Annotated in this window: 15 protein-coding genes; 4 read left to right on the top strand and 11 right to left on the bottom strand. The window is 75.3% G+C overall.

Annotated elements, in window-relative coordinates:
• Window positions 1-107: 107 nt before the first annotated feature.
• Window positions 108-1,067: a hypothetical protein gene (locus tag ABZ497_RS06965; protein ID WP_359803817.1), complete on the top strand. Its 960-nt coding sequence runs from the start codon at window positions 108-110 to the stop codon at window positions 1,065-1,067.
• Window positions 1,068-1,129: 62 nt separating this feature from the next.
• Here ABZ497_RS06965 and ABZ497_RS06960 read toward each other — a convergent pair whose 3' ends face one another.
• Window positions 1,130-1,471, bottom strand: a complete 342-nt coding sequence (locus ABZ497_RS06960) for a helix-turn-helix transcriptional regulator (RefSeq protein ID WP_329489162.1) — start codon at window positions 1,469-1,471, stop codon at window positions 1,130-1,132.
• 148 nt (window positions 1,472-1,619) lie between these two features.
• On the opposite strand from ABZ497_RS06960, the gene ABZ497_RS06955 reads away from it, so the two are divergent.
• Window positions 1,620-2,618 (top strand): zinc-dependent alcohol dehydrogenase family protein, encoded by a 999-nt coding sequence (locus tag ABZ497_RS06955; RefSeq protein WP_359803816.1) that lies wholly within the window; start codon window positions 1,620-1,622, stop codon window positions 2,616-2,618.
• A gap of 96 nt (window positions 2,619-2,714) precedes the next feature.
• On the opposite strand, the gene ABZ497_RS06950 is transcribed toward ABZ497_RS06955, so the two are convergent.
• From ABZ497_RS06950 to ABZ497_RS06920, 7 genes are all read right to left on the bottom strand, one after another.
• Window positions 2,715-3,209, bottom strand: coding sequence for a SitI3 family protein (locus ABZ497_RS06950; protein WP_359803815.1), 495 nt, complete (start codon window positions 3,207-3,209; stop codon window positions 2,715-2,717).
• A 23-nt stretch (window positions 3,210-3,232) separates the two neighbouring features.
• On the bottom strand, window positions 3,233-4,573 hold the full coding sequence (locus tag ABZ497_RS06945) for a putative T7SS-secreted protein (RefSeq protein ID WP_329489165.1): 1,341 nt from the start codon (window positions 4,571-4,573) through the stop codon (window positions 3,233-3,235).
• A complete protein-coding gene (locus ABZ497_RS06940; RefSeq protein ID WP_329489166.1) occupies window positions 4,573-4,899 on the bottom strand; it encodes a hypothetical protein in 327 nt (108 codons plus the stop codon). The genes ABZ497_RS06945 and ABZ497_RS06940 overlap by 1 nt, the downstream gene beginning before the upstream one ends.
• 174 nt (window positions 4,900-5,073) lie before the next feature.
• Window positions 5,074-6,054, bottom strand: coding sequence for an iron-siderophore ABC transporter substrate-binding protein (locus ABZ497_RS06935; RefSeq protein WP_359803814.1), 981 nt, complete (start codon window positions 6,052-6,054; stop codon window positions 5,074-5,076).
• An 80-nt stretch (window positions 6,055-6,134) separates the two neighbouring features.
• Complete coding sequence (locus tag ABZ497_RS06930) at window positions 6,135-6,956, bottom strand: ABC transporter ATP-binding protein (protein ID WP_329489168.1); 822 nt, start codon at window positions 6,954-6,956, stop codon at window positions 6,135-6,137.
• Window positions 6,956-8,008, bottom strand: a complete 1,053-nt coding sequence (locus ABZ497_RS06925; RefSeq protein ID WP_359803813.1) for an iron ABC transporter permease — start codon at window positions 8,006-8,008, stop codon at window positions 6,956-6,958. Before ABZ497_RS06925 ends, ABZ497_RS06930 begins: the two co-directional genes overlap by 1 nt.
• A complete protein-coding gene (locus ABZ497_RS06920) occupies window positions 8,005-9,063 on the bottom strand; it encodes an iron ABC transporter permease (RefSeq protein WP_359803812.1) in 1,059 nt (352 codons plus the stop codon). Before ABZ497_RS06920 ends, ABZ497_RS06925 begins: the two co-directional genes overlap by 4 nt.
• A gap of 135 nt (window positions 9,064-9,198) precedes the next feature.
• Here ABZ497_RS06920 and ABZ497_RS06915 point away from each other — a divergent pair, with 135 nt between their 5' ends.
• Window positions 9,199-9,837 carry a haloacid dehalogenase-like hydrolase gene (locus ABZ497_RS06915; RefSeq protein ID WP_359803811.1) on the top strand — a complete coding sequence of 213 codons (639 nt, stop codon included), beginning with the start codon at window positions 9,199-9,201 and terminating at the stop codon, window positions 9,835-9,837.
• A 12-nt stretch (window positions 9,838-9,849) separates the two neighbouring features.
• Here ABZ497_RS06915 and ABZ497_RS06910 read toward each other — a convergent pair whose 3' ends face one another.
• Window positions 9,850-10,086, bottom strand: coding sequence for a hypothetical protein (locus tag ABZ497_RS06910; protein WP_329489172.1), 237 nt, complete (start codon window positions 10,084-10,086; stop codon window positions 9,850-9,852).
• 452 nt (window positions 10,087-10,538) lie between these two features.
• On the opposite strand from ABZ497_RS06910, the gene ABZ497_RS06905 reads away from it, so the two are divergent.
• Window positions 10,539-10,922: a cold-shock protein gene (locus tag ABZ497_RS06905; protein ID WP_329489173.1), complete on the top strand. Its 384-nt coding sequence runs from the start codon at window positions 10,539-10,541 to the stop codon at window positions 10,920-10,922.
• 16 nt (window positions 10,923-10,938) lie between these two features.
• Here ABZ497_RS06905 and ABZ497_RS06900 read toward each other — a convergent pair whose 3' ends face one another.
• Both ABZ497_RS06900 and ABZ497_RS06895 read right to left on the bottom strand, forming a co-directional pair.
• On the bottom strand, window positions 10,939-11,784 hold the full coding sequence (locus tag ABZ497_RS06900) for a 1,4-dihydroxy-6-naphthoate synthase (RefSeq protein ID WP_329489174.1): 846 nt from the start codon (window positions 11,782-11,784) through the stop codon (window positions 10,939-10,941).
• The gene (locus ABZ497_RS06895; RefSeq protein ID WP_359803810.1) at window positions 11,777-12,571 is read right to left on the bottom strand and encodes a futalosine hydrolase; all 795 of its coding nucleotides are present in this window, start codon (window positions 12,569-12,571) and stop codon (window positions 11,777-11,779) included. The genes ABZ497_RS06900 and ABZ497_RS06895 overlap by 8 nt, the downstream gene beginning before the upstream one ends.
• Window positions 12,572-12,577 lie beyond the last annotated feature (6 nt).

Here is a 12,577-nt window from a genome sequence, read left to right as displayed (position 1 = left end):
CGGGTGGGTAGCGTCACGAGCAGCGGGGATCCGCGGGGCCCGGCGCGGTCCCGCGCGGTCCCGCGAGGTCTTCGGGGACGGGCTCGGGCGAGGCGGGGTGCTGGGTGATGGCGGACGGCGAGTGGTGGCGCAGGCGCGGGCCGTGGAGCGAGCCGTCCGGCGGCGGTGACGGCGCGCGCGGTGGGACGGGTGACGGCGCGGGCGGTGCCGGTGCGGCCGGTGGTTCCGGCGGCCCGGCGAACGAGGACAGCGTGTACGCCACGGGCGCGCCGGTGGTGCCCCCGCGCCCCTCCGCCCCGCCCGCGCCCCCGCGGTCGGGGCGGCCGGCCGGTCCGGAGGACCAGGGCTCGCCGTGGGTGGCGGAGTCGTTCCGGGACGCCCCGGCCGACCCGGACGCCCTGCCGTCCCCGCAGCTGTACGCGTCCTCCGACGCCGGGGGCTGGGATCTGGTGATGCTCAACTTCTCGGACGGTCCGGGGGCGGCGATCACGCCGATCCCGGAGCAGCGGGCGGAGGACGGGGAGGCGGCCGCGGCGGCCGGGCCGCCCGCCGAGCCCGACCCGGCCGAGGGCAAGGACAACGGCAAGGGCAAGAACAAGGACAAGGACAAGGGCGCGAGCAGGGCGGGAGCCGGGGGCCGGGCGCGGAGCCGGGGGAAGACGCCGCCGCCCGAGCCCGCCGCCGCGCCCCCGAAGCCGTCGGCGATGGCCGGCCGCCGCCCGTCGCCGCTCCTGCTGCTCGCCTCGGTGACGCTGGTCGGCGGAGCCGTCAGCGGCCAGATCGTGGTGATGCTGGTGGGCTGGGCGCTCGGCTACATGTCCCGTCAACTGAGCGATCTCACCAGGAAGTTCGCCATCCTCGGGATCCCGCTGGCGACGATCAGCGGGACCAGTCTCTGGTACTGGGGCCGGGCCCAGGGGCGCTGGGGCGGGGGGCTCCAGCCCGGGCAGCCGGCCGGCGAGATCGCCTGGTCGGCGGCCCCGGGCGTGCTCCGCCTCGCGGCCGTGCTGTCGGCGCTGTTCCTGCTCGGCATGGCGCTGAAGAAGCGGGCCCAGCCGGAGGGTTGAGCCGCCCCCGGCCGGGGCGCGCGCCGGCCCGGCCCGGTCCGCTCCTGGCCGTCCCGGTGCGCTCAGCCGCGCTCGCGCTCCACCCGCAGGGCGCCGAGCAGCCCCGGGAAGGCCTCCTCGAACTCCTCGCGGCGCAGCGCGTTCAGCCGCGAGGTGCCGACGTAGTACTGGCGGATCAGCCCGGCCTCGCGCAGCACGTGGAAGTGGTGGGTGGCGGTGGACTTGCTGACCGGCAGGTCGATCGTCCCGCAGGCGAGGTCCTCGACGGCGGTGTCCAGCTCGGCGACGATCCGGCGCCGGACCGGGTCGACCAGCGCCTCCAGGACCTGCTGAAGACCGATCTCCCGGACGTCCGGGTGCGGCGGGATGCGGTGCTGCTGCCCGCCGCGCTGTGCTGCTGCCATGGTTCGGCCACCTCCGGCGCACATGGTACGGCAGTCGTCAAAGTACGACGACGGTCGAAGTTTGACAGCTGACGCCCTTTCGGATCTAGTGGGACGCGGCGGCGCGTGGTCCGCACCGCCGTCACCGACCGGATGGGGGCGATGCGCGATGGCCAGGACAGTGCGGTTCCACGAGCACGGCGGGCCGGAGGTACTGCGGCTGGAGGACGTCGAGGTCGGCTCGCCGGGCCCCGGCGAGCTGCTGATCCGGGTGGACGCGATCGGGATCAACCGGGCCGAGGCGCTGTTCCGCCGCGGCACCTACCTGGAGGCGCCCCGGAGCTTCCCCGCCGGGCTCGGCGCCGAGGCGGCGGGCGTGGTCGAGACCGTCGGGGCCGGGGTAGCCGGGTTCGAGCCGGGGCAGCCGGTCAGCGTGGTGCCCGCGTTCTCGATGAACGACTACCCCGTCTACGCCGAGCGCGCGATCGTCCCCGCGGCGGCCGTGCTGCACCGGCCCGCCGGGCTCGGCGCCGTCGAGGGCGCGGCGGTCTGGATGCCCTATGTGACCGCCTACGGCGCGCTGGTGGAGGTCGGCGGCCTGCGGGCGGGGGACACCGTCGTGCTGACCGCCGCCTCCAGCAGTGTGGGCCTGGCTGCGATCCAGATCGCCCGCCGGGCGGGGGCGGTCCCGATCGCCACCACCCGGACCGGGGCCAAGCGGGAGGCCCTGCTCAAGGCCGGGGCGGCCGAGGTGATCGTCACCGAGGAGGAGGAGATCAGCGCGCGGGTGCTGGCCCTGACCTCGGGCCGGGGCGCCGAACTCGTCTTCGACGCCGTCGCCGGCCCCGGTGTGACGGACCTCGTCCGGGCGACCGCCGCCGGCGGCACCGTGCTGCTCTACGGCTGGCTGAGCGGCGAGCCGACGCCCTACCCGAACCTCGACCTCGGCATGCCCGCGGTGAGCATCCGCAGCTACGTGATCCACGAGACGACCCGCGACCCGGAGCGGCTGCGCCGCGCGGAGGCCTTCGTCACCTCCGGCCTGCGCACCGGCTCCCTCGCCCCGGTGGTGGACCGGGTCTTCGGCCTGGACGAGGTCGCCGAGGCCCACCGCTACCTGGAGGCCGGCAACCAGCTCGGCAAGATCGTGGTCTTCGTCGACCACTGAGGCGCCGCGGTGCCGGCCGGCAGCGCGGATTCGCCGCCGGTGCGGGAGCGGGGAGTCGGCGGGTCCGACGTCCCGCTCCCGGCGTTGATCCGGAGGTCAGTCGTCCTCGGGGAAGAAGAAGTCCTGGGTCTGCCGCCGGTAGGGCGCCGGCACGGCGGCCAGGCGGTGCGCCGGCCAGAGGTCGGAGCGCTCGCTCAGGGTCAGTTCGCCGCCCTGGCGGACCAGCCAGACGTCCTCGTAGTCGAGGTGCAGCGCGGCGTCGCCGGGGACCCGGCCGAGCAGGCCGAGCGTCAGCCGGACGGTGTCGTCCTGCTGGTCGGAGACGTCGGCCGCCTTGTCGAGGCGGAAGGCCACCGAGACGGTCGCGCCGAAGGGGCGGCCGCCGATCAGCGGGTCCCCCCACGGGATCGCCTTGGTCGCCACCACCCGGATCCAGGTGCCGCGGGCGGTGACGGCGCCGTCGGCGACCAGGGTGCCGGCGTCCTCCCCGGCACCGAACAGCGCCTGCGGACGGGCGATCTCGTCGAGCTTCTCTGCGACCTCGGCCGCGGTGAGCGGGGTCACCAGGTCGAGGCTGTAGGCAATAGCCATGCTGGGCGTCTCTCTCGGTTCGTCTAGGGGTAGAAGTGGACCACGTTGCCGGACGAGTCGATGACCTTGATCTCCTTGAGACCCTCGATCGGCCAGTCCTGGAGCTGCTTGCGCATGGCGGCCGCGTCGACACCGCTGTCGGAGAGGTTCAGCACGATGCGGTCGGCCTGGCCCGAGTCCACCTTCTTCTGGATGCCGGTGGAGATGGAGCGCGGGTTCGAGGCGGTCGGCGCGTAGCAGTCGAACACCTCGCCCTCGATGCGGTAGTCGGGGTTCTTGGTCGTCCCGGTGACGTTCGGGTTCTGCTCGACCTTGTAGCCGTTGCGCGCCATGATCTCGGCGGACTCGTTCTCCCGCTCGAACGCCCGGCGGGTCGTCGCGTCGGCGTTCCTCGGGATGTTGGTGGTGTGCCCCTCCGGGGTGGCGGCCGGGTCGGCCCCCTTCGACGGCTGGGTGTGCAGCTCGCCGGACCCGCCGCCGCCACCGCCCTCGCCCTCCATGTGGACCCGGCTGGAGCCCATGGCGTCCTGGGCGATCTCGCCCGCGCCGATGCCGGCCATCCCGAGACCGGTGGCGATGACGCCGGCCGAGAGCACGTTGACCGGTACGCCCACCACCGCGCCGACGCCGGTGAGGTCCAGGCCGACGCCGAGGACCTCGCCGCCCGCGCCGACCGTGGCGAGGGCGAGCCCGCCCGCGACCTCCAGCGCGGCGCCCGGGTTCTGCAGCATGGCGTTGCCGACCGAGGCGAGGTCCTCCACGACGACCTGGCCGACGTCCCCCAGGAAGTCCCCCGCGTCGGAGAAGAAGTCACCCACGTCGTCCCAGAAGCCGGGCTCCTCGGGGGCCTTGTCGCGCGCGGTGGCGACGGTCTTCGCCGCGGTGTCGCCGGCCGACTTGAGCTGGCCGCGGGCGTTGGCCAGGGTCTGCCGCGCGCCGTCCCGGGTGCTCTCGCCGGGGTCGGTGAAGGGCAGTTCGTGGCCGGCGTTGCGCTCCGCCTCCTGGTGGTCGCCCTTCGCCCGGCTGCTGGCGCTCTGGCCCGCGTCCCACTGCCGGATCGCCTCGGCCGCCTGCCCCTGCGCCCAGGTCAGGGTCGACTGGTAGGCGGTGAGCGCGGTGGCGGCGTTGTGGAAGCAGTCGCCGGCCTCCAGCCACTTGCCCGGCTCGCCCTCGAAGGCCTTCCGGAAGGCGTCGCCGGCCTTGCCCGACCACCCTTCGACGGTGTCGATCCGCTTGAGGCCCTCGCCGGTCGAGTGCAGGGTGTCCCCGTAGCTCTTGAGCCAGGCACAGGTGGAGGCGATCGCCTCCGGGTCGCCCGGGACGAGCTCCTTCGGGTCGGACGTGCCGCCCAGTTCCTTCGCCATCACTTCGCTCCCGGGTCCTCGCCGCTGTCGCGGCTCAGGGTGCCGTTCAGATGGCCGACGACGTGTCCGTCGACCTCGCGGTAGGCCTTCACGCTCGCGTTCAGCCGGGCCGTGACGGCCTGCGCGTCCTTGGCCAGGTTCTCCACGCCCAGCTGCCAGCGGGTGCAGAACTTCTCGACGACGTCGGCCAGGTGGCCGTGCCCGAAGTCCTCCTTCTTCGGGTCGAGGTCGCTGACCTTCTTGAACTGCATCTTCGCCAGGGTGTTGGTGATCCCCGAAGCCGCGTCGTCCAAGGCACCCAGATCGACCTTGAATCCGTCTGCCATGAGCCCTCCCGTCTGTGCCGAGCAGGCGTCCTGCGGGCGCCCGGGAACAGTGACGCGGGGCCGTGCGGTCCGGTTCCGGTGCGGCGCGGTGACCGGTCGGGGCCGCGGTCGCACCGGTCACGCGCCGTCAGGCCCCGGCGCGGGGCGCGGTCCAGGCCCCGGACCGGTCCCGGCTCAGGCCCCCAGGAAGCGCTGGAGCTGGGCGAGCACGTAGTTCGCCCCGGTGTACCCGATGCCCTGGAACCAGAGCCGGTCGTCCACCTCGAAGGCCCGGTGGGCGCGTACGGCGCCGAGGCCCTGCCAGGCCGGGGAGGCCAGTACGGCCCTGGTGCCGGCCCGTTCCGGGTCGCCGTAGGTGGCGTACAGCAGCAGGTCGCCGTCGGCCCGGGCGATCTGGTCCGCCGGGATCTCGACGTCGAACTGGTCGACGTTCTGCGCGTCCGGCCGGCCGAGCTGGACGTCCGCCAGCACCGTGCCGGGGAAGTTCTGCCGACCGTACAGTCTGATGCCCGCGCCCTCGACGAACCGCACCAGGCCGACCCGGCGCCCGGCGGCCCTGGCGTTCGACAGCGCCTGGCCGACCTGGGAGACATGCCGCTGGTAGGAGCCGACGAAGGCCTCGGCGGCGTCCTGGCGGCCCAGCGCCTGCGCGTGCAGCTGGACGTTCGCCTTCCACGGGTAGCCGGTGGTCTGGGTCAGCACGGTCGGGGCGATCTCGCGCAGCTGGTCGTAGCGGCCGCCGTCGCGGGTCTGGTTGGAGAGGATCAGATCGGGCCGCAGGGCGCGGACCGCCGCGAGGTCCGGGGCGCCGATGTCGCCGACCCGGGTGATCCCGGCGACCCGGGAGGCGGGCCAGTAGTCGGGGAAGCCGGTGTCCAGCGGCGCCAGGGCCGCGCCGACGGGGGTGATGCCCAGTGTCAGCGCGGAGTCCAGCTCGGCGGTGTCCAGGGTGACCACGCGCATCGGCGCGCCCGGCACCGCGACCGGGCCCGTCGCGGCGCCGACGGTGGCGTCGGGCACCGGGGCCGGGGTGGGGGTGACGCTCGCGGCGGCGGCGGCGCCGTCGGCGGGCGGGGCGGTGTGCCGGGTGCTGCACCCGGCGAGGGCGGCGGCGCCGAGCCCCGCGAGCAGGGTGCGGCGGGTGAGCGGGGGCATCGGCGGTCCTCGGGCGGGCGGACGGGGAACGGGCGCGCCCGCGGTGGCCGCGAGCGCGTCGATTATGTCCGAAATGCCCGCTAGGCGTCCGCCTTCACCGCCCACGGCGCGCCCGGCACGACCAGCGGGGTACCGGTCACCGGGTCCGGCACGACCACCGAGTCCAGGCCGAACACCTCGCGCACCAGCTCCGCTGTCACCACCTCGGCCGGCGGACCCTGTGCGACGATCCGGCCGGCGCGCATCGCCACCAGGTGGTCGGCGTAGCGGGCGGCCTGGTTGAGGTCGTGCAGCACGGCCACCACCGTCCGCCCGCGCTCGACGTTGAGCCGCCGGACCAGGTCCAGCACCTCGACCTGGTGCGCGATGTCCAGGAACGTCGTCGGCTCGTCCAGCAGCAGGATGTCGGTGCCCTGGGCGAGCGCCATCGCGATCCAGGCCCGCTGGCGCTGGCCGCCGGACAGCTCGTCCACGCTGCGCTCGGCCAGTTCGGCGGTGGAGGTGCGCTCCAGCGCCTCGGCGACCGCCCGCTCGTCCTCGGCCGACCACTGCTGCCACCAGCTCTGGTGCGGCTGGCGGCCGCGGGAGACCAGGTCGGCCACCGAGATGCCCTCGGGCGCGGTCGGGGACTGCGGGAGCAGCCCGATCCGCTGGGCGATCCGCTTGGTCGGGACGCGCGCCAGCTCGGCGCCGTCCAGCAGCACCGCGCCCCGCACCGGCTTCAGCAGCCGGCCGAGCGCGCGCAGCAGCGTCGACTTGCCGCAGGCGTTCGGGCCGACGATCACCGTCACCCGGCCGTCCGGGACGGTCAGGTCCAGCCCCTCCACGACCGTGCGCGCCTCGTAGGCGAGGGTCAGGCCCCGGGCTTCGAGACGGTGGGCCGGCGTCGGACGGGCGGACATCAGGAACCTCCACGGCGGGATCGGACGAGCAGCCACATCAGGTACGGCGCGCCGACCAGGCCGGTCACCACGCCGACCGGCAGCTCGGTGGGCGAGAGCAGCCGCCGGGCCAGCAGGTCGGCCAGGACGACCACCAGCGCACCGGTCAGGGCCGAGCAGAACAGCGGGATCTGCGCCGAGCGGGCCAGCCGCAGCGCGATCTGCGGGGCCATCAGCGCGACGAAGTCCACCGGCCCGGCCGCGCCCGCCGCACAGGAGGCCAGCACGACGCCGAGCAGCCCCATGCCGAGCCGGATCCGGTCCAGCCGCAGGCCGAGCCCGACGGCGGTGGCGTCGTCGAAGGAGATCGAACGCTGCGCCCGCGCCGCCCAGAGCGCCACCGGTACGGCGGCCAGCAGCAGCCAGGCGAGCCAGCCGGCCTGGTCGTACCCGGAGCCGTTCAGGCTGCCGGTCATCCAGACCTTCGCGGCCTGCGCCTGGAAGCCGTCGCCCTTGGTCAGGAAGACCGAGGTGAGCGAGGAGAGCGCGACGCTGATGCCGATGCCGATCAGCACGAACCGCTGGGCGTGCAGACCGCGCCGCCAGGCCAGCGCGTACACCAGCACCCCGGCCACCAGGCCGCCGGCGACCGCCGCCCACGGCACCTGGCCGGCGGAGCCGACCACGCCGTACGCCATCAGCCCGACCACGGTGGCGGTGGCGCCCCAGGAGACGCCGACCACGTCGGGGCTGGCCAGCGGGTTGCGGGCGACGGTCTGCACCAGCGCGCCGGCCAGGCCGAGCGCGGTGCCGACCAGGAGCCCGACCACCACCCGGGGCAGCCGGAACTCGCCGACCACCAGCTCGTGCGGGCTGGGCCGCCCCAGCACCACCTTCACCACCTCGGCCGGGGAGACGGTGGACTCCCCCAGGCAGAGCGAGGCGACGACGGTGGCGGCCAGCGCCAGCAGCAGGCCGAGCACCGCGACGGCGGAGCGGCGGTGCAGCAGGAAGGAGGCGCGCCCGGCGCGCAGCACGGTGTAGCCCCGCAGCGGGACGACGGAGGCGCTCACGAGGCCACCACCTTGCGGCGCCGGACCAGCGCGACCAGCACCGGCACCCCGACCAGGGCGGTCATCACCCCGGCGGGCACCTCGGACGGCGGGAAGAGCACCCGGCCGAAGGCGTCGGCGAGCAGCAGCAGCGCCGGGCCGAGCACGGCGGAGAAGGCGAGCACCCAGCGGTGGTCCGCCCCGGCCACCGCCCGGGCGGCGTGCGGCACGGCGAGTCCGACGAAGGCGATCGGACCGGCGGCGGCGACCGCCGAGCCGGTCAGCACGGTCGCCCCGAGCGCGCCGACCGCCCGCACCAGGCCGGTCCTGGCACCGAGCCCCTTGGCGGTGTCGTCGCCGAGCGCCAGCGCGTCCAGCCCCCGCGCCACCGCGAACACCAGGACGGTGCCGACGAGCAGGAAGGGCAGCAGCTGCCAGGCCACGTCGGCGGTGCGTCCGGAGAGCGACCCGACGTGCCAGAACCGGAACTGGTCCATCGCGGCGGCGTCGGTGGTGAGCACCATGGTGTTGAGCGAGGCGATGAACGCCGACATCGCCGAGCCGGCCAGCGCCAGCTTGATCGGGGTCGCCCCGCCCCGGCCCCGGCCGGCCAGGCCGTACACCAGCACGGTGGCGATCACCGCCCCGGCGAAGCCGAACCAGACGTACCCGGTGAGGGTGGAGACGCCGAACGCGGAGATCGCCAGCACCACGCCGGCCGCCGCGCCCTGGCTGACGCCGAGGATGCCCGGGTCGGCGATCGGGTTGCGGGTGATGCCCTGCATGACGGCGCCGGCGAGGCCGAGCGCCGCGCCCACCGCGAGACCGACCACCGTGCGCGGCACCCGCAGCTCGCGGACCACCACGGCGTTGGTGGTGTCCCCGCCGTGCCACAGGGCGTCGAGGGTCTCCCCGAGCGGGATGGTGCGGCTGCCGACGGCCAGGCTGAGCAGGACGGCGGCGGCCAGCAGGGCCAGTGCGGCGGCGAGCCACAGTATTCGGCGGCGCGGCAGCGGGCGCGTGCCGGGCGCGGGTGCGGACCGGGGTGCGGCCGTCGGCGCGGTGGTGTCGGTCATGGCTCTCTCTCGCAGATAGCTCAGGCAAACCTAAGTTCCACGGAGAAGCCGGGGCAAATCGCTCCGGCCCCCGGCCGGGAGCCGGACCGGGACGGAGCCGGCCGTTCCGGCGGCGGGGTTGGATAGCCTGGCGGCATGCCTGCGACCCCGGACGTCCCGCTCACCGTCGGCTTCGACCTCGACATGACCCTGCTGGACACCCGGCCCGGTATCCGGGCCACCTATCTGGCGCTCGCGGCGGAGACCGGCGCGCACATCGACGCCGACCTCGTGGTCACCCGGCTCGGCCCGCCGCTGCTGGACGAACTGCGCAACTGGTTCCCGGCCGAGCGGGTGCAGGCGGTCGCCGACCGCTACCGCGTGCTGTACCGGGACCTCGCCTTCGCCCCGACCGTCGCCCTGCCCGGCGCGCACGCCGCGATCGACGCGGTGCGCGCCCACGACGGCCGGGTCGTGGTGATCACCGGCAAGTACGAGCCGAACGCCCGGCTGCACCTGGAGCACGCCGGGCTGCACGCGGACGCGCTGGTGGGGGACCTCTGGGCGGAGACCAAGGGCGTCGCGCTGCGCGAGCACGGCGCCTCGGTGTACGTCGGCGACCACCTCGGCGACATCCGGGGGGCCAGGCACGCGGACGCCGTGGCGGTCGGCGTGGCGACCGGGCCGTACGGCGCCGAGGACCTGCTGGCGGCGGGCGCGGACGTGGTGCTGGCCGACCTCACCGGCTTCCCCGAGTGGCTGGCCGGCCACCTGGCCGCGCGGCCGGTCGGCTAGGGCGCGGGCCGGTCAGGCCCCGGCGTGCACCCGGCGGCGCTGGGCGCGGGCGGAGAGCAGCAGGCCGGTCAGGGCGAGCAGGAAGCCCAGCGGCATCAGCATGCTCAGCCAGTACGCGGCCGTCGGCAGCGGCGTCAGGTGCAGGAACAGCGGGACGAAGGTGACCAGGGTGGCGAGCGCGCCGAACCCGAAGACGATCGCTCCGGCCTTGACGTAGGCGTCGCCGCGGTCGGCGCTCTGGCTGCTCACTGGGTGCTCCTCTGCGGTCGGTCGGCCGTCCCAGTCTGGCAGAGGACGCCGCCCGCGCCGGCGGCGGACCGTTTCGGGGGCGGCCCGTCCGGTCACGTTGCGCAGTTTCCCGGAAGCTGGGAGTTTTGATCCCTGCTGGGCAGGGGTATGCACGCTGTGCCGAGGGGTGCGACAGGTGCGCCCCGTCTCCTCAGACCGGGGGTGTGAGCCAGTGGAAAGCGCGAAGCCGCGTCCCGGCCGTGCCGGTACCTGGTCGCCGGTGGCCACCAGAGCCCGGTACGGATCCTCCGCGGATCGCGGATGAGGCAGTGACTGACCGTTAGTCTGCTCTCCACAGCGTGCTGACCATGAGCGCCCCACGGGCGCGGAGCCGAGGTCGGCCCGCCCTCCACCACCCAGTGATCCCCGGCCAGGGCCGGGATCCCTCACACCCACATCGAGGACTGTTCGAGATGCCCACCGGCCAGGTGAAGTGGTTCAACGAGACGAAGGGCTTCGGCTTCCTTTCGCGCGACGACGGCGGCGACGTCTTCGTCCACACCAAGGCGCTGCCCGCCGGTGTCACCGTGCTGAAGCCCGGCCAGCGGGTGGAGTTCGGCGTGGTCGCGGGCCATCGCGGCGACCAGGCGATGGCCGTGCAGCTGCTGGACGCGCTGCCGTCGGTCGCCGCCGCCACGCGCAAGAGCGCGGACGACATGGCGGCGCTGGTGCAGGACCTGATCACCATGATGGACGCGGTGCTGCCCGGGCTCCAGCACGGCCGCTACCCGGCCAAGCCGACCGGCCAGAAGCTGGCCGGGGTGCTGCGCGCGGTGGCCGACCAGTTCGACGTGTAGGCCGGTCCGGCCGTCCTCAGGCGTCCAGCGCACCCGGGTCGAGCGGGGGTACCAGCCCCTCGGCGGCGGCCCGGGTGAGCAGCGCCCGCACCGCGGCGTAGCCGTCCTCGCCGAGGTCGGCGGTGAACTCGTTGACGTACAGGCCGATGTGCTGGTCGGCGACGGCCGGGTCCATCTCCTGGGCGTGCGCGAGCACGTACTCCCGGCTGGCCGACGGGTCGGCCCAGGCCTGGCGGACGGAGGCGCGGATCGCCTCGGTGACCGCGCGCAGCCGTTCGGCGCCGAGCGAGCGCCTGGCGATGATCGCGCCGAGCGGGATCGGCAGGCCGGTCTCGCGCTCCCAGGCCTCGCCCATGTCGGCCAGGCTGCGCAGGCCGTACTGCCGGTAGGTGAAGCGGGCCTCGTGGATCACCAGGCCGGCGTCCACCCGGCCGTCCCGGACAGCGGGCATGATCTCGTGGAACGGCAGGACGACGATCTTCCCCAGGCCGCCGGGCACCGCCTTGGCCGCCCAGAGCCGGAACAGCAGGTAGGCGGTGGACCGCTCGGAGGGGACGGCGACCGTCCGGCCGCTCAGGTCGTCGCCGGTCTCCGGGCGGGTGAGCACCAGCGGGCCGCAGCCGCGGCCGAGCGCGCCGCCGCAGGGCAGCAGCGCGTACTCGTCCAGCACCCAGGGCAGCGCGGCGTAGCTGACCTTCAGGAGGTCCAGTTCGCCGCGCTCGGCCAGGCCGTTGGTGACGTCGATGTCCGCGAAGGTGACCTCGGGGGCGTCCGCGCCGGGCACCAGGCCGTGCGTCCAGGCGTGGAACACGAAGGTGTCGTTCGGGCAGGGCGAGTGGGCGATGGTCAGCCGTTCAGCCACGGCGGGCCTCCTCGGACGTGGTCAGGAGCTCCGGGTAGGGGAGCGCGGTGAAGGCCCGCTCCAGCGCGGCGAGGGCCTCGCCGATCCGCCAGGCGGCCCGGTCGCGGGGGCCCACCGGGTTGGAGACGGTGCGCAGCTCGAAGACCGGCACCCCGTGCCGGGCGGCGGCCTCGGCCACCCCGAAGCCCTCCATCGCCTCGGCCACCGCGTCGGGGTGGCGGGCGGTCAGGGCGGCGGCGCGGGCGGCGCTGCCGGTCACCGTCGAGACGGTGAGCACGGTGCCGGTGACCACCGGGGAGTCGCCGGCCGCGGCGCCCAGCGCCTCGGCGGCGCGGGCCACGGCGGCCCGGGCGGGGGTGTGCCGGACCGTCCCGAAGCCCAGTTCGGTGACGTCGGCGAAGCCCTCCGGGGTCTCCGCGCCCAGGTCGGCGGCGACGATCGCCTCGGCGAGCACGGTCGCGCCGACCGGCGCGGCCGGGGCGAACCCGCCGCCGATCCCGGCCGAGAGCACCAGGTCGTACTGGCCGACGGCGAGCGCGGCGGACGCGGCCGAGGCGGCGGCGGCCGGGCCGACCCCGCCCGCCAGCACGTCCACCGTGACCCCCGAGGGGTGCTCGGCGCGGTGCAGCCCGCCGCCGGGCACCGGCACCGGGGCGGCCTCCGCGCCGTCCTCGCGGCGGCCCAGGCCCCGCAGCACGGCGGCGGCCTCGGCCGGCACCGCGACGACGACGAGCAGTCGGCCCCGCCGGGGGGCCGACTGCTCGTCGTCGTGGAGTCGCGCGGTCATCGGACG

Origin of the sequence: Kitasatospora sp. NPDC005751 (assembly GCF_040630835.1) — a bacterium.
Classification (GTDB): domain Bacteria; phylum Actinomycetota; class Actinomycetes; order Streptomycetales; family Streptomycetaceae; genus Kitasatospora.
This window is presented reverse-complemented; position numbering and strand designations above follow the sequence as displayed.